The sequence below is a fragment of the Paenibacillus sp. ClWae2A genome (assembly GCF_032452295.1).
GTDB lineage: Bacteria > Bacillota > Bacilli > Paenibacillales > Paenibacillaceae > Paenibacillus.
On the sequence record NZ_JAULSQ010000001.1, the window covers coordinates 301,117 to 322,991 of the forward strand.

A 21,875-nucleotide genomic window follows, 5' to 3' on the forward strand; every position below is an offset into this window, starting at 1 on the left:
AGCCCTCTCCAAAATCAATATACTCTAATAAATTGTAAGCGTTTCCTTTTTGAAGGAGGGGGCCTATGAAGAAGTGGTTTAAGCCAACTATTGTATTTGTATGTGCAGCGATGTTGTTAGCTGGTTGTCAGTTCAGTCCATCAAATCAAACCAAGAAACAGGAGATTACCGTGTGGAGTTTTACGGATGAAGCAGGGTACGCCATCGAGAAATTCGAACAGAAATATCCTGACATCAAAGTGAACTTTGTCAACATCCCCGGTAATTTCTATATCACCAAGCTGAAATCTGCCCTACAGACAACCTCGAAGGCTCCAGATGTATTTATGATTGAAAATGCGAATATTCGAGAACTGATTGACGTTCCATATCTGGAGAATCTATCCGCTTCGCCGTATAACGCCAATGAACTTATTCAGGAACAATATGCTTTTGTACAGGCCAATGAAAAGGATAGTGAAGGAAATGTCAGGGCAATAGGTTATCAGGGAACACCAGGGGGCATCTACTATCGTCGGGATTTGGCGAAGAAATATCTGGGTACCGATGATCCTGAGCAGGTGGGTTCACAGATTGATACATGGGAGAAGATCTTCGAGATTGGAGAGAAGGTACAGCAACTTAGCGGAAATAAAGTACATGCATTAGCGAATTGGAACGCTATATCGAATTCATATGATGGTATACCTTGGGTGAAGGATGGCAAGCTTGTCATCGATCCAACCTACTTGGAAGTGCTCGATCTTGTACGTGAAGCACGTGAGCGGAATGTACTTGCCGAGTATGAAGATGGAAGTGCCGGTTACGCCGCATCCATGCAAAAAGGAGAGGTCATGTTCTATCCCGGGGCAACTTGGGCACTGCAATATACGTTCAAGGCAAACGCCCCGGATACCGAAGGCATGTGGGGCTTGGCTCAGGGACCGTCAGCGTTTAGTGCAGGAGGAACTTATATAGCGATGTATAGTAAAAGTGACAAAAAAGATCTCGCCTGGAAGTTTATCGAGTTCTATAACTTTGACCACGACTTTCTGTCGGAGCTCGCAAAAGAGCAGGATTATTTTACCAGCAACATGGTTGTGAATGATGAACTTGCCTCGTCGCTCTCATCGTCCTATTTGGGAGGACAGAAGCATTTCGAGTTTTTCTCGGAGGCTGCAAAACGGGTTCCTGTATACGAACGCACCAAATATGATGCCACGATTAACAATGATATCTACAAGATTGTACTCCAGTTATATCTCAATAAGGACATTCAGACCAAGGAAGAAGTCGTAAAGCGAATCAAACGTGATGTTACCTTGAGATTTCCAGAGCTGGAAGTGGAATAGCTTAGGACGCGTCTGAAAACTTTCTTCGCAGTTTTCAGACACGCCCTAGAAGTAAGCGAATGATTATACACATCCGATGATAACTGGGGGGATAGAACATGTTTGCCAAAACGATTCGGAAGGACCATTACGGCTACTACTTCATTGCTCCGTTTTTTATTATTTTCACCACTTTTGGGCTGTATCCCATTTTATATTCGCTCTACATCAGTTTCACCAACTTTGATGGCATCACGACACCTGACTTTGTAGGGATCGGTAACTACGTCGCCGTATTACAAGACCCGTTGTTTTACAAAACCTTGTTTAATACGTTATTTATCTGGGGCGTTTCTGTAGTTCCACAACTCACAATCTCACTTGTGTTGGCTTTTATCCTGAATGATAAGCTGCTCAAAGGACGGGACTTTTTCAGAGCCGTATACTTTTTTCCCAACATCGTTACGGCTGCATCACTTGGATTGCTTGTCAGCTTGATTTTTGACTGGCAGTCTGGCGGACTGAATCATTTTTTGGTGCAAACCGGCATAATACAAGATCCAATTAACTGGAAAAATGATCCCTGGTTTATGCGTCTGATTGTATCATCCATTTTGTTTTTTCAATACTTTGGCTATTCCATGGTCATCTACCTAGCTGGTCTTCAGGGCATTGACCCTTCTCTGCTGGAGGCTGCCCAGATGGATGGCGCGAAAAAGAAACATATTTTCATTCATATTATCGTGCCGATGCTCCGTCCAATTATTCTGTTTCAGATGATTACATCTATTATTGGGGGCATCCAGATTTTCGATCAGCCATTTACACTGACCAATGGAACTGGCGGTCCTGACCGGGCAGCCATGACCAGTATTATGTATCTCTATAATGTAGCATTTCAGAGCACGCGTTTTGGTTACGGCGCTGCCATAGCATTTTGCCTGTTCATCATTATCATATTGTTGTCTGTTGCATCCTTCATCATGACCAAGCGCAAGAGCCGTTCATAGGGAGGGGAGTTCTTTATGCAAACTGCGAAATCAATGGAACAACCAAATGCAGCGATTCAGCATTATGCCAGCACAAGGCGACTGACGGTTGGCAAGATCATCATCTATCTGCTGTTGGTGGGTCTAGCCGTGCTCTGTATTATTCCATTTTATCTGATGCTTATCTATTCCACACATAATAATGCAACGATTGCTTCGACGTTTACATTTCTCCCGGGCTCATTCTTGGTTGATAACTATATGAACATGGTATCCAAAATCAACATATGGCGCGGGTTTGCCAACAGTATATTCATTGCCGGAACATCAACCGTGTTATCTCTGTATATTGGGGCTTTAACTGCGTATGGCTTTGCCAAATTTAAATTCAAAGGGCGGAACTGGTTGTTCTTGTTTCTGTTAGCAACCATGATGGTGCCGGGTCAACTGGCTCTGATTGGTGTATATCGACTATTCAGCATGATGGGCCTTCTGGATAGCTATGCCGCCATTATTTTGCCTGCTGCGGCTAACGCGTTTAATGTATTCTTTATCAAACAGTTCATGGAGAGCAGCATCCCGGATGAGATTATTGAATCTGCACGGGTGGACAGTGCCGGTGAGTTCCGGACGTTTAATCAGATTGTACTGCCTATTCTGGGGCCAGCGATTGCTGCCCTTGGCATATTCACATTTATCGGATCATGGAATAATTTCCTAACACCGCTTGTGCTGTTTTTCTCCCTGGATAAATATCCGCTTCCGGTATTGGTTGCGCTAGTGCAGGGTTACTATGGGATGGATTATGGGCTCTTGTATTTGGGTGTAGCGATCTCAATCCTGCCTATTATTGTTGTATTCTCTGTATTTTCCAAACAGATTATTGGAAGTGTTGCTTTGGGTGCTGTGAAAGGATAGTGATCAATAGAAAATAGGGAATTGCAAAGAGCAAGATCAACGGATTCATAGGAATGAATAGCGTTCTATATCATCAGAGTCGCTCATGAGGGCGGCTTTTTTGGCATTCTATATTTTGCGTATATATCCCATCTGATAAGTAAAGGATACCTTTAACTGAGAATATCTGGACGGAGCATTCACGGAAAGGGGAGGCGTCATGGACACATCAGCGATAACACAACAGGACCTGCCATTAACCGGACATCTTGCTGTTGATCAAGAAATGTTACGCTCCGTTTTTGCGGGTTGCTCGGACGTTGTATTTCATACATTCCAAACGGCGTGTCTTACTTCAGCGTTATGCGTATATTGTGTTGGTGTATGCGATACGGAGCGCCTGGAACGACAGGTACTAACGCCCATTCAGGAAATGGGGATCGAAGCTGCACAAGTTCCCCTAGCCTCTGTTAAGAATGTTGAAACGACCACTCAGGCAGTACAGGCCATATTTGAGGGGGAAGCTCTGTTACTGCTGGAGGGTTCAATAGGCGGAACTACATACCCTCTATACCAAGCCGCAAATCGTTCAACCGAAGAACCTTTAGCTGAATCAACCGTGCGCGGTGCCAGGGATGGATTCACAGAATCGTTGACCATGAATATGTCTCTTCTGCGCAAACGTCTCAAGACACCTGCGTTGAAGCTCCATACACGTAACATGGGAGATCGAACTAACACCAGTATTTCACTTGTATACATGGAGGGGATTATTGACCCCAAACTGGTCAAGGAAGTGCAGACACGACTTGCTGATTTAAAGCTTCGAGACGTACTGGAGAGTCAGTACATTGAAGAAGGCATTGTCGACCAGCGATACTCCCCATTTCCACAGATGATTGCGACAGAGCGCCCGGATGTCGTTGCTTCCAACTTGCTGGAAGGTCGGTTTGCTATTCTCGTTGACGGAACGCCGTTTACCCTTATCGCGCCAGTGACCATTTTTTCCATGTTACAATCCCCCGAAGATTATTATCAAAATGTGTTTATGAGTGTTTTTGTACGCTGGCTGCGATACGTTTTTTTTGTTTTATCCATGCTGCTTCCATCGGCTTATGTAGCGATTACTACGTTTCATCAGGAGATGATTCCTACTGTATTACTTCTCAGTATTGCTCGGGCGAGAGAAGAGATCCCTTTTCCTGCACTGGTGGAAGCGCTCATTATGGAAATCGCCTTTGAAGCACTACGTGAGGCTGGCGTCCGATTGCCGAAGCAGGTCGGATCGGCGGTCAGTATCGTGGGAGCCCTAATTATTGGGCAAGCGGCGACGAGTGCCGGAATTGTGTCAGCCCCCATGATTATCATTGTTGCGATTACCGGTATCGCTTCTTTCATGATACCCCGCTATGCTGCCAGCATCGCGACCCGATTACTGCGTTTTCCTATGATGTTTCTGGCGGGAACGCTGGGACTTACAGGTGTCATGCTGGGAGTCATCCTGGTTGTTATTCATCTGAGCAGTCTTCGTTCATTCGGAACACCTTATCTGTCACCTATAGCCCCTACGATGAGCAAGGAACTCAAGGATGTATGGTGGCGACCGGCACCAAGAAACAAACCAGACTAGAACAACCCATACTCAAGCAATCAAGGGAGCGGGATTACACATGTTAACTGACAAAGGGAAAATATCGGAGACGCAATTGGCATTCTTGATCTTTCCTGCCATTCTAGCGACTGCCATATTGTCTGTGCCGGGTATTACCATGCATTATGCGGGCCATGACATGTGGATGACTCCAATTATAGGTTCTATCGTTGGATTGGCTGCCATTGGTATTTCCGTTGGACTTGATCGTCTATACCCTGGAAAAACGCTCATACAATCCAGTGTAATGATCCTCGGTCGGATTCCGGGCAAGTTATTCGGCCTGATATATATCGCTTTCTTGCCCCACCTGACGGGCTTGATTATCCGGGAATACGGTGAATTCATTGTCAATAATGCACTTCCGCGCACACCTTTGTTTATTGTGATGGGTACGATGGTTGTTGTATGTGCGATTAATGTCAGACTCGGGATCGAAGTTGTCGGACGAACCTCTCAGGTGTTTGTTACCCTGTTGATCGTGCTGCTGGCTTTGATCTTCATATTGTTGATTGGAGAACTGAATCCTGCCGAGCTGTTTCCTTTCATGGAGAAAGGTCCAATTCCCATTTTTACGGGAGCCGCTGCACCTGCTGCATGGTTTAGTGAATATATCGTGCTGGCTTTTCTGCTACCGTATGTGAATGAAAAAAAACGAACAACCCGGGTCATGCTGGGTTCCCTTGTATTCACAACAACCGCAATGACGGTTACCAATCTGTTTTGCCTGTTTTTAATTGGTGATTTGACGGATACATTTGTATTTCCGGTCATGATCGCAGCAAGATATATAACCATTGCGGACTTCCTGCAACATATCGAGTCTCTTATTATTGCAGTCTGGATATTTGGTATTTTCGTTAAAATTTCCGTTTTTCTTTATATCTTTGCTACTTCAACAGCGGAATGGTTTGGTTTGCGGGACTACAAACCTGTAGTTGGTCCACTTTCGTTCCTGTGTATGGTATTTGCTTATTGGGTTGTGTCCGGCGGCTCCGGTATTGCCAGTCTGGTTAGCGCTTCAGCTAACTTGTATACCATCAGCATTTTATTAATCCTTCCGGCTATGATCTACGGCATCGCATGGCTGAAGAAAGGGTGGGCACATTTCAGAAAGAATTGAGCGAACACCTGATTGATGGGGGAGAAACACTTGAGAATATATAGGGTACTACTAATGCCAATATTGTGTTGTGTTCTTTTAAGTGGATGCTGGGATCGCATCGAGATTAACGACCTGGCTATTGTGCTGGCTACTGGTATAGATTACGAAGATGGAAAAGTACAACTGACTTCACAGATTTTCATTCCGCGAAAGGCGAGTGCAGGGGATAGCAGTGGGAGTGGAGGCAGTCCAAGCGGGGTTACCATGATTCGAACAGCGGAAGGAAGTACAATTGCCGAGGCATTGAATCGATTGCAACGTAAAGTTCCTCGGAATATGTTCTGGGGCCACTGCGAAGTCATCATCATTAGTGAGCAAGCCGGCAAACGCGGTATTCGCGAGTACATCGATTTTTTCCTGCGTTACCCTCAGTTCAGGGAGCATGCATATGTCTTTTCAAGCGAAAAGGCTGCGAAAGATATCCTTGCGTTACTTGATCCACTGGAGCGAAGTTCTGCTGAATCGTTGCGTGAGATGGCCAATCTGAAGCTAGGTACACGTGTTACTGCGCTTGAACTGGCTAAATCTATTGAAGGTCCGAGCAGTTCCGCCATTTTGTCTCGCATGTTAATCTTACCCCCGGAGCCCGATCAGGATAAACTGACAACGACACCATATGTGAAAGGTCTGAGCTTGTATAAGAAGGATCGCTATGTCAAGACGGTCAAAGAACCACTAAGCGTAGGTGTATTACTACTCGGAAAAGAACTGAACAACATTATCATGCCTGTTGAGTCTAAGCCGTTAAAAGGTTCTTTCTCGATAAGACTCATTGAAAATAAAACCTCGTTGAAGCCGCGAATTGTGAACCAACAGTGGAGCATGAAGGTCGACATCCAAACCAGGGGAGAAGTGGTGTTAAATACGACAGATGCCAATCTGACGGATCCCGCCGTGTTAACTAAACTGGAACAGGAATGGTCGGCTAAGCTCACATCTTTGGCTCATGATGCTCTAAACATGTCGCAGAAGGAACTGCGCTCCGATTTTTTCAAATTCGCAGTTGAATTCCGCAGATATTATCCGCATCAATGGAAGGCGCAGGAGAAGAACTGGGAAACCATCTATCCTGAATTGGACGTGGAAGTCAAAGTAGATGCTCACGTAGAACGTACTGGAAAATCAACAGGACCACAGGGGATACCTGATGAGGACGAAAGTTGAACACAATCGGCTCCTGTTACAAGCCTGAGAATAGAGGTGATTGCTTGAAACTAGGCTCAATCCTTGGGATTTTGATGCTGGCGACTGCGATAGTGTATGTAGAGTGGAAGAGTAGCAAAGAGAAGCGAGCCAGAATAGTGAGCGCGGGAATTACTGCAGTGGTGGCAGTAATTGGGATCATTCTTCTCTTTCAGCCCCGTTTGCCTGGTCCTACCCAGTTTGTGAAGCTTATATTTGGAAGTGTGGATAAATTTATGAAGTGAGATGATAGGAAAAGAAGGACCAAGTCTCTGCCTACCAGAGGTGTGGTCCTTCTTTTATTTAAGTGAGTAGTGAGCTGCATCCACTCAAAGATGTCTATTCTTTGATCACAGAAGCGTTCACGGCATCTTCCATCTTGGTATTGTAGGAACGGAACAGACCCAGACGCCAGAACGCGGCTCCTTTGAGGTCATAACGTTTGGCAAGACCAAGCTTGTCATCTACAGAGGAGGGCGTTTCACTGCTTAGACTGATACCAAGAAAAAGCTTGTTCTTCGGGGCACCGGCCTGTATGGCTAATTGAATCGCCTGATCTACAAGACTATTGGGCTCAGGTACCTGAGATTTGGTGCCAACCGGATTATACTGATAGGCCATAATAATAAGATCATCTGCGATAGAGGCAAGTGTCTTGTAATCATAACCTTGATAAGCACTATTTAGCGGTGGTACCGCTAGAGATAATGCTGTGTCCTGGGGCAAGGAACTCTTTAGTTGCTTTACATACGAATTGAGTAACTTCTGTTGTTCTACCGCATCCAGTTTAAAACCAAGTCCTTCAAAATCCAGAACAACTCCGCCAAAACCATGCTCTTCGATAGCAGTAGTTATACCTTCAATCGATTTCTGCCGCAGGCTGCTGTCGCTCAGAACTTTGGTCAGTTCGCCGTTTCCGTCCAATGCATACACCATGAGCTGCGGTTGGATCTGTTGATCTGCTGCGTCAGCAACGATGGACTGGGGTGTAATGTCACCCGCAGCAGCAGGGAGACGGTATTCATCCCCTTGGAGCGTGAACTGACCTTCACGATCAATTCGGCTCCAGCCAAAGGCTACGGAATTCATGGAAGTGATAAGATCCTTTTCCTGAAAGGAGTGCAACGCATAAAAGGCTCTCTGTCTCCTCCAACTTGTTACATAATAATAGAATCATTTTTTCTAACAAAATCTAGTAATCTAGCATATGTAGCATAACAAAATTTTCATATAGTTCCAAATAAGATCCGAAATATAGTCATATATACCATATCGCTGTTTAATAGATTCTTCCGAGTTAGAAGTCCAAACACAATATTACGTTACGAATATACTATCCTATCCCAACATTAGGAGGTAGATTTATGAGCACATTTCTGGATGCGAGAACATCACAGAATGCCAGTTTGGCCAACTCAATAGCTATTCCAATAACAGTCATAAATACCCCGCAACTCTTTGGTCAGATTGGTCTGCAAACTGCAGGAGCGGGAGCGAATCCCAGAGTTCAATTTAAAGGGACGGTTTCTGTACAATTACCTTTAGCTCTTGTGGGAATAACGATTACCGTTGTAAGAGGTACCTTGTCAACAGACCCGGTTATTTATTCTGCTACATCCACATTTGATTTAAGTGTACTGGCACCACAAGTAATCACATTCTCAGGCGATGATTTCAATCCACCGATTTTACCACAATTAACCTACACTGCTTTTGTAAGCTCCAACTTGTTGGGTACAATCCGTGTTGGTCCCGAGAATTTTGATGGATTTGTTGTAATCGATTAATAGGTCTTTTTAGAAGTAGTTAAGTTAATTGTATAAATAACCCCAAACCTCTAATCTACGGGAAACCGATTAGAGGTTTGGGGTTATACGTGTTTTTTTAATCTGAAACGACATATCCGTCGAAGTTTTCGGGTCCCACCCGAGTAGTACCGAGCAGGTTTGTGCTGATAAATGCGGTGTAGGTTAATTGGGGCATGAGCGGTGGGTTATAGTCAGTGGCAGAGAAGACAATCACTTCAGGGTTAAGCAGACCATTCAGACCATATGTGTGGTTTACGGAGTAAACTATTGGATCGGTTGCGATTGTTCCTCTTACAACAGTAATTCTCACTATAAAAAGTGCACGCGGCAATTGCACCGTGATGGTTCCTTTTAATGAAACTCTTAGATTGGTTCCGGCTCCAGCGGTTATGAGACCAATCTGGCCGAATAATTGGGGCGTTAAAATCACTGGAATCGGTATGGAGATGGAATTAAACAAGGCGGCATTCTGGGATGTCCGTGCATCTAGAAATTGCGTCAATGTATATACCTCCTATCTTTCTAAGATAGAATAATATATTCATTATTCAGATATTCGCATGGACGGTGGGTGCAGTGCTGGAAATATTAAAGACAAACTGACTACCCAAATCACTGGAATCTTTAAGCCATACAATGCCACCCATTAATTCAGCGAGTTGTTTACAGATGGACAGGCCAAGCCCTGCTCCGCCATACTTTCCTGAATTACCATGAATCTGGGAATAGGATTTGAACAAGAGATCCTGACGATCCTGCGGGATGCCGATGCCCGTATCCTTTATTTCGTAGGATGCATGGAGAGTACCAACTGTATCAGCAGATACCTGAGTGGAGATACAAACTTCCCCTTTCTCCGTAAATTTAAGCGCATTCCCAACGAGATTGATTAGAATCTGACGAACTTTGTGCTGATCGCCCATAAGCATCAGATGATCATTAATATTATATTCTGCGTACAACCTAATTCCTTTTTTCTGTGCTTCAGAAGAGAATAGTTGTAATACATGTTCAACTGTCTCAGTGACACTATAGGGCTTGATCTCCAGAGAGATCGCACCGGCTTCTGCTTTGGAATAGTCCAGAATTTGATCCATCATCGACAGAAGGCTGGTGCCGCTTGACTCAATGACATTAACATATAACGATTGATCCTCATTCAGCCTGGTCGATTGCAACAGATTGGCCATGGCAAGAACACCATTCATTGGCGTCCGGATTTCGTGACTGAGAACGGCCAGCAAATTTTTCTTTTCTTCAAGCACTTTTGCAGCGGTCTCTTCCGCATGTTTTAACTGTTGCAGCGTCGTTTCCATCTCAAGCAGACTCGTGAAAAATGAAGATAAGGAGAGAAGCAGATCCACGTCCTTTTGTTGATAGGAATAGAAATCCTGATCAAACGAGCAAAGGGAGCCGTAAATTTCTCCGTTCTCATTATGTATGGGTACACCGACAAATGAGCATCCACCTACGAATTCGGTTGCGTCCATATGTCTGGTTAATGGATGTGTTAGATTATTATTGATTACTAATGGGCCTTGGGAATGTTCAGTCACGAGTGCACAGTATGACTCGGCGTTCTCAACGACCAGCCCCTCACCAAGGATTAGTTTGTCGCGATTATATACGTTCAGAACTTTGGTGGACAGATGATCCAACTGAGCGATACAAAACGTATTTGCAGGAATTAACCTGCTTGCTGTGTCCATGACATTAGCAGCCGAATCATATAATTTATGTGAGACTATGGATAGTACATCAATGAATTCTGTTTTCAACATATTGATTTGACTCCTCCTGATTGTAAAATTCGTTGTGCACTGTATTCAGTATATATGAATTCGAAGAATAGGGCATGTATGGTTTTGACAGTGGAAGACGGAAATGAGAAAATATAATGCTGTGGAACATGTATATATTAATCAAGTTTTGGAGGCAAATCAATGAATCAGCGTTTTCGAATTACCCGATCCATGCAAGAAAGCAATGTGGAACAATCCATCTCGCTGGAAGAGTGCAAACTCTACTTCGAATCCCAACCCGATTTTACCTATTCACCGGTTCTTAACATTGTAGGAGCTGAGAGCACCATGACCATCGAGGGGGACTTTTTTATGTGGGACCTTGAGGGTGCACAGATTGCTTTTCGTTTGTACATGGGGGATCTGTATGTAGCTATTTCTAACGAAGCAATTGTACCCAAAATGATTGAGATTGCAACGGATCTACGTGCAGATATCGTTGAAGGATAAGAAGTAGAGAACTAGAGTTTGATAAAAGGTAATCATGTTATTCGAAGTATAATTTGGATAACTCTGTAAAATAGGACTAAAGGTTCATTTATAATTTATATTCCATATGTTAGCTTGTAATATATGGAATATAAATTATTTTACAGGAGAGTGAATGAAGTGAAAAAGACTAAATTAATACTTGTTGTATTTATGAGTATGATCCTTGCCTTATCGGTACCTGGGATAGGATCGAGTTCAAAGGCTTCTGCAGCTACGGCACGTACACCCATTGTATTGGTACATGGATTGACCGGTTCAGATAGCAATTTTACAGCAATTGAGAGTTATTTGCGTAGCCAAGGGTGGACAAGAGACGAATTATTCGCGATTGACCTTCCTAGCAAACAAGGAAATCAACTGTTGAACTCCGCAGCAATTAGTCGATTCGTAGATGATGTTCTAAACCAAACGGGTCATACAAAAGTCAATATTATAGCTCATAGCATGGGTGGAGCGAATAGTCTCTATTACATACTTAACCGTGGAGGCGCTTCCAAAGTGGATAAATTGATTACCCTTGGCGGGGCTAATCGATTGACCACAACAACAGCTCCGAGTGGAATAAAGGTGACTTCAATCTATTCCACCAGTGATACAATTGTGTCCCCGACACTTTCTCGGTTGAACGGGGCGAACAACATTTCCGTTTCCCTCGTATCCCATATCGGTCTGCTGTTTAACTCACGGGTGAACGCCCTGATCAAAACTGCGTTGAATGAGTAGCTTAACATACAAAATGTGCATTCTTTCATACTATATTAAATGATTGACTTGAACACGACTGACCACTCATGGCAGTCGTGTTTTCGTATTACCCGGAACTTTAATGAAGTCTTGTTCCCAGCGTTCCACTCGAACTCCATGATCATCCGATATATGTAAATAAAAACAAAATAATACCAGAGGAAGTATAGGTAGAATTGCTGTAAACTGTCAAAGGCAACAACCCATCATCTGACATCATGAGGAGACAGCAAGAAAATGATGAAACGTACAATTATTTTACTGGTAACCATTATATTAGGTTTATCCTGTACACCTGTTACAGGGTACGCTGAAGAAGATTCGTTTGATTTTAACGCCGCATTCCAAGGGGCTATCATTCTCTCGCTTGGCAGCCCAAACGCAGTCGTTGATAATACGGACACGTTGATTGACCAAACCAATTTTAATATCGTTCCTCTGGTTAAAAATAACCGGACACTGCTGCCTCTTCGTTTCATAAGCGAGAGTCTGGGAGCACAAGTGGCATGGGACTCGAAAACGTCCACAGCTACCATTAAAGCCACAGGTAAATCCATTAAATTGACATTAGGCAGCAGCAAGGTGTTCATTAACGGCAAATCTTTTGCATTGGACGCTCCGGCACAATACAAAGAAGGCAGAGTGTTCCTCCCGTTAAGGGCGGTAAGCGAAGCATTCGGTAAAAAGGTGTTTTTTGACCGAGGCATTATTGTCGTAAGTAATAACACTATTCTTAATGCAAAACAGGATAAGGAGATCGTTGATTACTTAAAGTTTGTACTTGCTCCTTATTCGAAAGATCCATTCACAGGTAAAACATTGTCCACAGAACAAGTTGCCCGTCTGGAACAAAGTGTAGTCATGCTGGAGTCGTATGACAAAGATGATAATTATCTCGGATTCGGTAGTGCCATTTCGATCGGATGGCTTATTTTTAACTAATTATCACGTCATTGCTGATTCCAGCAGTTATATGATCCAGACGAGTCAGGACCAATATTATGAAGTACAAGGGGTCGTTGTAGCGGATGAGAATCTCGATTTGGCCATAGTCAAAACATCAATGCGAACGAATATTCCTCCACTTCATGTAGGACTAACGACTAAAATTACTACGGGGCAGCCTGTAGTAGCCATAGGTAATCCTGAAGGACTTCAAAACACGATTTCGACAGGGATCGTTAGCGGTATTCGAAACTACGGCGGTGATAGGCTAATACAGACTACGGCTCCGATCACAAACGGCAGTTCCGGGGGACCATTGCTTAATATGAAAGGTGAAGTCATTGGAGTAAATACAATGGGTATAGAGAAAGGCGATTTGAACTTTGCTATTCCAATTGATTATGCATCCCGTTGGATCAAGAAATACACGGCATTATCCTTTTCATCCATCCCTGTGCTTAACCAAGATCAATTCAGGGAAACAGCAGTGACGGAACAAGATCCACCTGTAGAACAGCCATCGACTGTTAGCCAGAATGTTCATCTTATGGGGCGAACGGTTCGTGAAGCCACTTTAGATCCGGCTCAATCCGTTATCTTTGCAATTGATGAAAATCAATCCACTATTTTTGCTTATCGGTACGCTGACAACAAGAATCTGGTAGAGTCCACTGCGTTCAGTACTCCTCCAAGAAAGCTTATGTATGCAAATGGTGAGATCTATGTCATCTTCAGCAATGCTGATTACAGTTCATACCGCTTTGAAGAGCAGCAGGGAGGACAGATCGTTGTACTTGAAGCAGACACGCTTAAAATCAAAGATCAGTGGGATACTCGTATCGATCCATATGAAATTGAGGTAGATCATTCCGGTCATGTCTACGTTAATTCGGGCTCCGGGCAATGGACCTCTATCATTAGTTATGACCGGGCGACAAAGAAGGAGATCTCCAGTGCAACCATACGACAAGGAAGTCACATGGTCCTGCATCCTTCGGAAGATCGGATCTATGCTGTTGACTCCGACGCTTCGCCAAGAGATATTGAGATGTTTCGGTTAATGGATGGCAAGTTTAGTAGCAAGCAAGATTCTCCTTATCACGGTGAATACAAGTTCTCAACGGTTATTGGCATTACACCTGATGGCAAGTATGTATTAAACGGAGCAGGAACGGTTTTGTCCGCTACCAATAACTCTGCAAGTAATATGCAATATGCGACTGCAATCGATCCGTTTGACTATGTAGCTGTACATTCAGCGCATAAGGAAATCTTTTTCACAGGAAAAGATCGCATGATTAAACAGTATGATACGGAAACACTTAAAGTGACGGGTACACTAACGACCAAAGGAACCATCCTAAAGCTGTTCATGTCAGATAAACAACTGATTGCAATAACCAAAATAACGTTACCTGGCAATCCTCTGCCGCAATATGCGGTTGAGACGGTTAAAGATTTCTAGGAGAGCAAGAGTAGAAGAGGTCCATGCTGAAACAGCAAGGGCCTCTTCAATTTTATTTTATTGTGACGGGAAATGGCTCGCTGAGGTAAGATTCAAAAATAGGTACATCCATTCTATAATTAGAAATCAGAATGAAAAATGGAACAAAGTTAAAGGAGCCTGTATACATGCAATCTCAACTGAATGATCGAATTAAGGTTCATCCAGGTTTTTGGGCTGGATTACATCAATTAGGGGTTGGTGTTGACGACATCGCTCGCACAGCACAACTGTCTCTTGAGACAATAGAAAAACCTGTAGTGACCCAATCTCAGTACTTCGCAATCTGGCAGGCCTACTCTGATCTCATTGGGGACACCGCCGAGGGCCTCATCAAACTTGCAACCGGATATGAAATATCGAAGTACCCTCCGCCTGTTCTGGCGATGTACCATGCTCGTGATTATCGTGATGCGTTGAATCGCATGGTGCGTTACAAGCAAATGTGTCCTCCCGAGAGTTTGCAGATTACCGAAGCAGGGGAGCAATGTATCATTGAACTCGAATGGTTACATAAGGAACAACAAGGTCCGCCATTACTGGTCGGTATTACGCTGGCATTTCTAATCGAACTTGGACGGAGGGGCACAGGACAGCCTTTGACTGCCAAAAGGGTTGAGTTCTCCCAAGCGATGGGTGACCTAGCCACCCTTGAGTCTTACTTCGGGTGCCGAGTCGATACGAATTCGAACTATAATCGCCTGACGTTAGAACGGAAAGATCTGAGTCTTCCATTTCTATCGTATAACGAGGAGTTATTGGAGATTCTGACCCCGGCTCTGGATCAGTCGCTGGACGAACAAGAGAGCAATCGTTCCGTTACTGAAGTGGTCAAATGGATCATGAAACGCAGTCTCACAGGAAAGCGCCCTGACATCCAGACGGTGGCCAAAGAGCTTCGCATGAGCGATCGTACCTTGCAGCGGCGACTGATGGATGAGAACACAAACTTCAAGCAATTATTAACCGAAGCCAGACGTGAGCAGGCCCGGGAGTACCTGGCAGATTCTTCGCTCGATATCAAAGAAGTGGCATTCCTGGTTGGATATGAAGATCAGAATTCATTCTATCGTGCTTTCAAGACCTGGGAAGGGGATACTCCTTCGAATTGGCGTGTCAGGCAATAATTCTGGCGCAATGTGCTAGTTACTAGGCCCTTCAGACCGCGTAATATTATATCTATCCGGTGTATGAAGCTGTTGGCAATGTTCAAGAAACGGCTGCCGGATAGTTGTAATTAAGAAGGAGAAATGCAGGATGGATATGGGACTAAAAGAGAAAACAGCCTTAGTTACAGGATCAACAAAAGGGATCGGTAAAGCCATTGCCATGGAACTTGTACGAGAAGGAGTTCATGTGCTGATTAATGGACGCAATGATGAAGAGGTGGAACAAACAGTTCGTGAAATCAAGTCCACTTTTCCGGAGACCTCTCCGCAAAAGGCTACGGCTGATCTTGTGGATATGGCGCAACGCCAAGCTTTATTCGAGAAATTTCCTGAGGTTGATATTTTAATTAATAGCATGGGTATATATGAAATCATGAGTTATGAAGATGTAAATGATGAAGTGTGGGAAAAATATTTCCGTACTAATGTGTTGGCTGCCAATGGCTTGTCTCAATACTATTTGCCTAAAATGATGAAGAACAATGACGGGCGTATTATTTTCATCGCAAGTGAAGAAGCTCTTATGCCTTCAGGCCAGATGCCCCAGTATTGCATGACCAAGTCAATGCTGCTGTCATTATCCAAAAGTTTGTCCAAACTGACAGCAGGGACCGAGGTTACGATCAATACGATCCTGCCAGGTCCGACACTGTCCGAAAACGTACAAAAAATCATTGAGGGCATATACCCTGATGAGACGTTGACTTTCGAGGAAAAAGAGAAAGACTTTATGAAGAGTAATCTGCCACAGTCCGAATTACAGCGATTCATCAAGCCAAGTGAAATAGGCAGACTCGCTGCATTTGTATGCAGCCCATATGCTTCAGCCTTTAGAGGCTCTCCCATCCGAATGGACGGGGGCATGGTTCCTACCATATTTTAAAATTGTTCAGGATACAGGATATGTATCCATAAGATGTCGCCAGCATTGGCGACTTTTTTATTTATATGATCTATGCGAGGGCATCAAGCGAGTTTATAATACAGGTATGATTTTCGAAAACGATTTCTGTGAATTGGAAGCGATTACTTGTATCGATTATATGAATCTAAAAGGGGACACTATCATGATAGCTGCAATAAATCTGGAAGGCATATGGAAACTCCAACTCGATGGACATAAGGTGGAACGTGGTCTGAATTTCTCAGACGTTATTACATTGCCAAATACTACATCTCATGCGGCCAAGGGCAAGAAAAACGAGAATGTGTTAATCGGTGCGCTGACGGATGAGTACTTATTTGAGGGTTATGCCTGGTTTTCACGAGAGATTGAAATTCCCGAACACTTGGCTGGAAAATGTTGCTTCTTGCATCTGGAACGAACACGAGTAACCACAGTTTGGATCGATGGGGTGGAATGCGGAACACAAAACAGTCTGAACACACCTCACCGTTACGAGATTGAGGCAGGGCTAACCGCTGGGATTCATACAATTACCATTCGAGTGGACAATACCAATTATCCAACCAAAGGTGGGCACCTTACATCCGAAGATACGCAGACGAATTGGAACGGCATCACCGGGAAATTGGAACTTCAATTTTTCGAGCGTGTTTTCCTGGATAATGTTCAGGTCTATCCCGATCTTGCGACTCGGTCTTTCGAGATCAAGGCAGTACGTGTTGGCGACATGCAAGACGTACGAATCGTGGTTTCGGCTGTTGCAGTCAGTGCAGATCCGGTGTATACGACTGAGGAACAGATTTTCGCCCCGGTTTCGCAGGAGATCCAGCTGACGTACAAGATTGGCGAAGTTGCGATGTTATGGAGTGATGATGAACCTAACCTGTACCAACTTCATATTCATCTGCAAGATCAGGACGGCGAAGTGCTGGATTCCACCGAAGTGTGGACGGGATTACGGGAATTCCGGGCTGCTGGAGACAAATTCACCATTAATGGTCGCAAAACGTTTCTTCGAGGCAAACATGACGGGCTGATCTTTCCGCTCACGGGATACGCGCCAACAGATGTGGATGAATGGGTTCGTACTCTCGCTATCTCCAAGTCCTACGGTATCAATCACTATCGTTTCCATACCTGTTGTCCTCCCGAGGCTGCTTTTATTGCAGCGGATCTGCTCGGCATCTACATGGAGCCTGAACTTCCGTTCTGGGGAACCATTACGGATGAATCTTCGGATGGGCATAATCAAGCCGAGCAGGATTACTTGATTAGCGAAGGATTTGCGATGCTGCGTGCTTTTGGTAATCATCCTTCGTTTGTCATGATGTCCATGGGGAATGAACTATGGGGAAGCAAGGACAGATTGAATTCGATCCTGAAGGCATACAAAGCATATGATCATCGTCATCTATACACCGAAGGTTCGAATAACTTTCAGTTTGTGCCGGACATTCTGGAGGAAAGTGAATTCTTCTGCGGGGTTCGTTTCTCCAAAGAGCGCCTGTTCAGAGGTTCATATGCGATGTGTGATGCTCCGCTCGGTCATGTGCAGACCGACCTTCCAAATACATTGAAAGATTACGATTCAAACATTGTACCTGAGCAAGGCAGCGATGCTGAGCCTTCTGGTCAGACTGGGGACAAAGAGATTCAGATTCAGTATGGGACAGGTTCCAAAACAGTGCAGGCCGAAGCTGGAAGTGACCAACTTGTCTCACACGTACCCATCATCTCGCATGAAATTGGACAGTACGCCACGTTTCCTAATTTCGAGGAGATCAGCAAGTATACGGGCTCTCTCAAAGCGAAGAACTTTGAAGTGTTCCAAGCGCGTCTGGAAGCTAAAGGGCTGGGACATCTTGCGGAAGCCTACTTCAGAGCCTCTGGCAAGCTCGCGGTCGCATGTTACAAGGAAGAACTGGAGGCTGCTTTTCGTTCGAAACAACTAGCCGGGTTCCAACTGCTGGATCTCCAGGATTTCAGTGGTCAGGGGACAGCGCTGGTGGGTGTACTGGATGCATTCATGGATTCCAAGGGCATGATTACACCGGAGGAGTGGAGAACATTCTGTTCCGACGCTGTGTTGTTGGCGCGGTTTCCCAAGTATAGTTATGAAGCAGGAGAATTATTTGAAGCGCGGATTGAATTAAGTTACTTCCGCAGACAGGCATTGGACCGACTTCATCTGAAGTGGGAGCTACATGGTGAGGATTCCACCCTTATAGAAGGAAAAGCAGACCTTCCATCATTCCATGGAGAACATTATGTGAGTATCACAAATCTCTGTATTCATATCCCAATAGTCTCCAAGATGACCAAGATGGAACTGTTACTGTCCATTCCAGGTACGGATATCCGTAAGTCCTATGACCTTTGGGTCTACCCAAGCCAACTGGACGTGGAATTGACCGGATTAAATCTCTTTACCGAACTCTCCGAAGCAGCGCTGGTGTTGCTAGAGCAGGGAGAGGATATCATGCTTTTCCCAAATCCCGACCAGATTCAACATGCGATTCAAGGTTTCTATAGCACCGATTTCTGGTCTTATCCTATGTTTCGTTCCATATCAGAGAATATGAAAAGAGAGGTTCCCGTGGGCACGATGGGCTTGTTGATTCAGAGGGATCATCCAGCATTCGAACATTTTGTCACGGAAGATTACTCGACCTATCCGTGGTGGAATATCGTATCCAACTCGTCCTCGATGATTTTGGATGAACTTGGCCCAGGAATTACGCCGATCGTGCAGACCATTGACAATTTTGAGCGAAACCACAAGCTCGGCCTGTTGATGGAGTGTCGGGTCGGGAAGGGGAGAGTGCTGATGGGAGCGCTGAATCTGGAGCGTCTGATGACTACATTGGAGGGCAGACAGTTGTTATACAGCTTCCAGCGTTATGTACAAAGTTCCGCTTACCAGCCAGTTGCACGTCTGGAAGTAGAGGAACTTCGCAAGTTGCTTAACTAAGATATAGGGAGAAGAAGTGTCAGGTTTCCCCTTAATTATGCCAATGAGCCCCTTCCGCGAATGGAAGGGGCTATAAGACACGCAGATTGAATCGGTTCATTTTCCCATTAAGCGTTAGATGAACCTGCACTTTTTAGGATTACATTCCAATCTTCTTCTTCAAAAAGTATGTTGTCTTTATCCTCTGTTACTCCGATCCGGACCTCAAGGATCACCATCCTGGTTTCAGCCAGAATAGAAAAGAGACTCTCCTTGGTAATCGCGAACTGATTGCCCATACTCACTTGCATGACCTTTCCGTTGACAAGCACTTGCCCACTGCCTGCAAGCACGGTCCATGCTCTACACCCAGTTCTATGCCAGTTCAACCCGATATGTTTGCCCGGTAGAACTGTTATGTTTAATGTGGTTACAGTTGTATTTTCATCTTCTACCGAACTCTCAATGACACGATAATTGCCCCAGGTTGCTTCACCATACATCGGTTTTAATGGCAAGCTGCCCAATTGCGATTTAATTTCATTTGAATTATTTTTGTTGGCAATGAGAATGCCGTCCGGACTTGCGGCAGCGATAATACCTGGCACGCCAATGACTTGGATGGGGTAGGGAAGCTCGTTAATAATATAGGAATCGGAGGAAGAACCCGAGATTCCGCCGTGTCCGATTACATGGGAATCTAATTGTGCACACAGCGTATCCCAGCTTCCGATATCCTGCCATACTCCCTTATAAGGCAGGACTACGGCCCGCTCCGCCTTTTCTGCAACATGCTTGTCAAAACTGCGTTCAGGCAACGCTTCATACAGGGACGACAATTGATCATAATGAACCGGAAGCCCCATTTTTTTAATATGAGATATCATAAACGCAACGGTGAATGCGTACACACCGCAGTTCCATAGTGCCCCACGTTGTAGCAGCGTTTCAGCAATGGTGGCTTCGGGTTTTTCTATAAATTGTGTTATGGGCGCATAAGCATGACGTTCTTCCCCACCCGGCAGGATGTATCCATACTGTTCTGAAGCATGTGTAGGCCTTGTCCCAATTAAAGCGATATCGGCTTGAGAATGTTTCAAGATGTCCGGCAGTAATTGGAAGTTTCCGAAAAAATCTTCACCTGCGAACACATCAGCTGGCGCGATACAGATCACATCGTCATCTTTGGCCATTCGGAAGGATTGCAGATATAACGTCGCTAAGGCTGCCGCAGTGAAAGTGCCTCGTTTATAAGGTTCCCCGATGACTGGTATTTTGCCTTGAGTATGTCGAGCCGTAATATTAGCCTGATCCTGATGTGAAATAATGAGCGTTGAATCCGTCAGGGATGAACTGTCAAGCTGGCGGCATACTCTGCTGATCATGGATTCCCTACCTCCAGCGGGTGATGGAAGTATATCTACGAACAGCTTGGAGCGAAGCTCATTGGATAACGGCCAGAGCCTTTTGCCAGAGCCGCCGCACAGCAGTACGATATGCATGGGCTTCCTCCTTAAGCTCAGGGAGCTTTACTATAGATTTTCCGTTTATGAAAGGAAAGAGAACGGTATTTAAGAGCCAGATTACGGATTTGTTGCTCTTTTAACGAAGAAGCGTTCACATTCAGACCTTTATTCATGGAACTTCTAAGGACCATGCTGCCTGGGTTCTTCGTATACATAAAATTGGCATACGTTTCATACTCGGAGAAACCAAACTGCTTCTTCTTATTGATATTGGAGATGATCGCTTTGTACCATGGCAGCTTATGAAGCGCTTCGATTTTCTGTTTTAAGGCAGAGAGTTTCGATTTGTCGAACAGCATATAATGGGTGACAAAAGAGCGGGGACGCGGAGCTTTCATGCCTAATAACTTGCGGTAGGTATTGAAATATTCCGGCTGGCTCCAGTCACGGCAGTAAAATACTGTTTTACCTTCTACAAGAAATGAATGAGGTTTAATCAGTACGGTATCCGCATCCATGACTAGAAAGTATTTTGCCTTCACAATGGAATCTCCGTTCATTTTGAGCAGCTGCTGATATAACCAGCCTGACCGATTCCATCGGGAGGACTGGTAGTGTATCTCGTTTTTGGTTATAGGCAGGACGGAGCGCTCATTAACAAAAATGCAGTTTTTACGGGAACAAAGTTTTCTGATTTTGGTGCTGACCGGAGAAACAATATATATGCTTCCAATGGGATGTTTTACATAACGACGAATGTTATCGATGACGAGGGGAAGGGTAGCCAAATCTTTCTCGATCGCTGGTATCAGAACATCAATCTTAGGCGCATTATTCAACCGGATTCCACGCTGGACGGACATTTACTCATCTCCTTGCACAAATCGTGATGAC

General features: G+C 44.5%; 18 protein-coding genes and 1 pseudogene. 14 read left to right on the forward strand and 5 right to left on the reverse strand.

Features of this window, described 5'->3' with window-relative positions; translation table 11 throughout:
- Positions 1-65 precede the first annotated feature (65 nt).
- The 6 genes from QVE09_RS01185 to QVE09_RS01210 all read left to right on the forward strand — a co-directional run bounded on the left by QVE09_RS01185 (position 66) and on the right by QVE09_RS01210 (position 7,176).
- Entirely contained in the window at positions 66-1,331 is a 1,266-nt protein-coding gene (locus QVE09_RS01185) for an ABC transporter substrate-binding protein (RefSeq protein ID WP_315935296.1), read from the forward strand.
- 98 nt (positions 1,332-1,429) lie between these two features.
- A complete protein-coding gene (locus tag QVE09_RS01190) occupies positions 1,430-2,320 on the forward strand; it encodes a carbohydrate ABC transporter permease (protein WP_074094979.1) in 891 nt (296 codons plus the stop codon).
- A 15-nt stretch (positions 2,321-2,335) separates the two neighbouring features.
- On the forward strand, positions 2,336-3,217 hold the full coding sequence (locus QVE09_RS01195) for a carbohydrate ABC transporter permease (RefSeq protein ID WP_315935297.1): 882 nt from the start codon (positions 2,336-2,338) through the stop codon (positions 3,215-3,217).
- 199 nt (positions 3,218-3,416) lie between these two features.
- Complete coding sequence (locus tag QVE09_RS01200; protein ID WP_315935298.1) at positions 3,417-4,826, forward strand: spore germination protein; 1,410 nt, start codon at positions 3,417-3,419, stop codon at positions 4,824-4,826.
- A 40-nt stretch (positions 4,827-4,866) separates the two neighbouring features.
- A complete protein-coding gene (locus QVE09_RS01205) occupies positions 4,867-5,970 on the forward strand; it encodes a GerAB/ArcD/ProY family transporter (protein WP_315935299.1) in 1,104 nt (367 codons plus the stop codon).
- Between the two features lie 54 nt (positions 5,971-6,024).
- The gene (locus tag QVE09_RS01210) at positions 6,025-7,176 is read left to right on the forward strand and encodes a Ger(x)C family spore germination protein (protein ID WP_315935300.1); all 1,152 of its coding nucleotides are present in this window, start codon (positions 6,025-6,027) and stop codon (positions 7,174-7,176) included.
- Between the two features lie 357 nt (positions 7,177-7,533).
- On the opposite strand, the pseudogene QVE09_RS01215 reads toward QVE09_RS01210, so the two are convergent.
- Positions 7,534-8,349 (reverse strand): annotated as a pseudogene (locus QVE09_RS01215) (glycosyl hydrolase family 18 protein); the annotation flags it as partial.
- 209 nt (positions 8,350-8,558) lie between these two features.
- On the opposite strand from QVE09_RS01215, the gene QVE09_RS01220 reads away from it, so the two are divergent.
- Complete coding sequence (locus tag QVE09_RS01220; RefSeq protein WP_315935301.1) at positions 8,559-8,981, forward strand: hypothetical protein; 423 nt, start codon at positions 8,559-8,561, stop codon at positions 8,979-8,981.
- Positions 8,982-9,078: 97 nt separating this feature from the next.
- Here QVE09_RS01220 and QVE09_RS01225 read toward each other — a convergent pair whose 3' ends face one another.
- Together QVE09_RS01225 and QVE09_RS01230 are read right to left on the reverse strand one after the other, a co-directional pair.
- The gene (locus tag QVE09_RS01225; RefSeq protein ID WP_315935302.1) at positions 9,079-9,504 is read right to left on the reverse strand and encodes a hypothetical protein; all 426 of its coding nucleotides are present in this window, start codon (positions 9,502-9,504) and stop codon (positions 9,079-9,081) included.
- Positions 9,505-9,550: 46 nt separating this feature from the next.
- Entirely contained in the window at positions 9,551-10,783 is a 1,233-nt protein-coding gene (locus QVE09_RS01230) for a GAF domain-containing sensor histidine kinase (protein ID WP_315935303.1), read from the reverse strand.
- 162 nt (positions 10,784-10,945) lie between these two features.
- Here QVE09_RS01230 and QVE09_RS01235 point away from each other — a divergent pair, with 162 nt between their 5' ends.
- The 7 genes from QVE09_RS01235 (at position 10,946) to QVE09_RS01265 (ending at position 19,536) form a co-directional block, all read left to right on the forward strand.
- Positions 10,946-11,254, forward strand: a complete 309-nt coding sequence (locus QVE09_RS01235) for a hypothetical protein (RefSeq protein WP_315935304.1) — start codon at positions 10,946-10,948, stop codon at positions 11,252-11,254.
- A 192-nt stretch (positions 11,255-11,446) separates the two neighbouring features.
- Entirely contained in the window at positions 11,447-12,019 is a 573-nt protein-coding gene (locus tag QVE09_RS01240; protein ID WP_315936072.1) for an esterase/lipase family protein, read from the forward strand.
- Between the two features lie 258 nt (positions 12,020-12,277).
- Positions 12,278-12,982 carry a copper amine oxidase N-terminal domain-containing protein gene (locus QVE09_RS01245; RefSeq protein ID WP_315935305.1) on the forward strand — a complete coding sequence of 235 codons (705 nt, stop codon included), beginning with the start codon at positions 12,278-12,280 and terminating at the stop codon, positions 12,980-12,982.
- Positions 12,915-14,450, forward strand: a complete 1,536-nt coding sequence (locus tag QVE09_RS01250) for a S1C family serine protease (protein ID WP_315935306.1) — start codon at positions 12,915-12,917, stop codon at positions 14,448-14,450. The genes QVE09_RS01245 and QVE09_RS01250 overlap by 68 nt, the downstream gene beginning before the upstream one ends.
- 167 nt (positions 14,451-14,617) lie before the next feature.
- Positions 14,618-15,616, forward strand: a complete 999-nt coding sequence (locus tag QVE09_RS01255; RefSeq protein WP_315935307.1) for an AraC family transcriptional regulator — start codon at positions 14,618-14,620, stop codon at positions 15,614-15,616.
- A 130-nt stretch (positions 15,617-15,746) separates the two neighbouring features.
- Positions 15,747-16,541 (forward strand): SDR family NAD(P)-dependent oxidoreductase, encoded by a 795-nt coding sequence (locus QVE09_RS01260; RefSeq protein WP_315935308.1) that lies wholly within the window; start codon positions 15,747-15,749, stop codon positions 16,539-16,541.
- A gap of 184 nt (positions 16,542-16,725) precedes the next feature.
- On the forward strand, positions 16,726-19,536 hold the full coding sequence (locus QVE09_RS01265) for a glycoside hydrolase family 2 TIM barrel-domain containing protein (RefSeq protein WP_315935309.1): 2,811 nt from the start codon (positions 16,726-16,728) through the stop codon (positions 19,534-19,536).
- A 107-nt stretch (positions 19,537-19,643) separates the two neighbouring features.
- Here QVE09_RS01265 and QVE09_RS01270 read toward each other — a convergent pair whose 3' ends face one another.
- Both QVE09_RS01270 and QVE09_RS01275 read right to left on the reverse strand, forming a co-directional pair.
- Positions 19,644-21,017, reverse strand: a complete 1,374-nt coding sequence (locus QVE09_RS01270) for a sugar phosphate nucleotidyltransferase (protein WP_315935310.1) — start codon at positions 21,015-21,017, stop codon at positions 19,644-19,646.
- Between the two features lie 17 nt (positions 21,018-21,034).
- A complete protein-coding gene (locus QVE09_RS01275; protein WP_315935311.1) occupies positions 21,035-21,844 on the reverse strand; it encodes a DUF6492 family protein in 810 nt (269 codons plus the stop codon).
- Positions 21,845-21,875: the final 31 nt, after the last annotated feature.

Coding starts and splice junctions, on each gene's coding strand:
- QVE09_RS01185 (WP_315935296.1), top strand. CDS start 66: ATGAAGAAGTGGTTTAAGCCAACTATTGTATTTGTATGTGCAGCGATG.
- QVE09_RS01190 (WP_074094979.1), top strand. CDS start 1,430: ATGTTTGCCAAAACGATTCGGAAGGACCATTACGGCTACTACTTCATT.
- QVE09_RS01195 (WP_315935297.1), top strand. CDS start 2,336: ATGCAAACTGCGAAATCAATGGAACAACCAAATGCAGCGATTCAGCAT.
- QVE09_RS01200 (WP_315935298.1), top strand. CDS start 3,417: ATGGACACATCAGCGATAACACAACAGGACCTGCCATTAACCGGACAT.
- QVE09_RS01205 (WP_315935299.1), top strand. CDS start 4,867: ATGTTAACTGACAAAGGGAAAATATCGGAGACGCAATTGGCATTCTTG.
- QVE09_RS01210 (WP_315935300.1), top strand. CDS start 6,025: ATGCCAATATTGTGTTGTGTTCTTTTAAGTGGATGCTGGGATCGCATC.
- QVE09_RS01220 (WP_315935301.1), top strand. CDS start 8,559: ATGAGCACATTTCTGGATGCGAGAACATCACAGAATGCCAGTTTGGCC.
- QVE09_RS01230 (WP_315935303.1), bottom strand. CDS start 10,783: ATGTTGAAAACAGAATTCATTGATGTACTATCCATAGTCTCACATAAA.
- QVE09_RS01235 (WP_315935304.1), top strand. CDS start 10,946: ATGAATCAGCGTTTTCGAATTACCCGATCCATGCAAGAAAGCAATGTG.
- QVE09_RS01240 (WP_315936072.1), top strand. CDS start 11,447: ATGAGTATGATCCTTGCCTTATCGGTACCTGGGATAGGATCGAGTTCA.
- QVE09_RS01245 (WP_315935305.1), top strand. CDS start 12,278: ATGATGAAACGTACAATTATTTTACTGGTAACCATTATATTAGGTTTA.
- QVE09_RS01250 (WP_315935306.1), top strand. CDS start 12,915: ATGACAAAGATGATAATTATCTCGGATTCGGTAGTGCCATTTCGATCG.
- QVE09_RS01255 (WP_315935307.1), top strand. CDS start 14,618: ATGCAATCTCAACTGAATGATCGAATTAAGGTTCATCCAGGTTTTTGG.
- QVE09_RS01260 (WP_315935308.1), top strand. CDS start 15,747: ATGGATATGGGACTAAAAGAGAAAACAGCCTTAGTTACAGGATCAACA.
- QVE09_RS01265 (WP_315935309.1), top strand. CDS start 16,726: ATGATAGCTGCAATAAATCTGGAAGGCATATGGAAACTCCAACTCGAT.
- QVE09_RS01270 (WP_315935310.1), bottom strand. CDS start 21,017: ATGCATATCGTACTGCTGTGCGGCGGCTCTGGCAAAAGGCTCTGGCCG.
- QVE09_RS01275 (WP_315935311.1), bottom strand. CDS start 21,844: ATGTCCGTCCAGCGTGGAATCCGGTTGAATAATGCGCCTAAGATTGAT.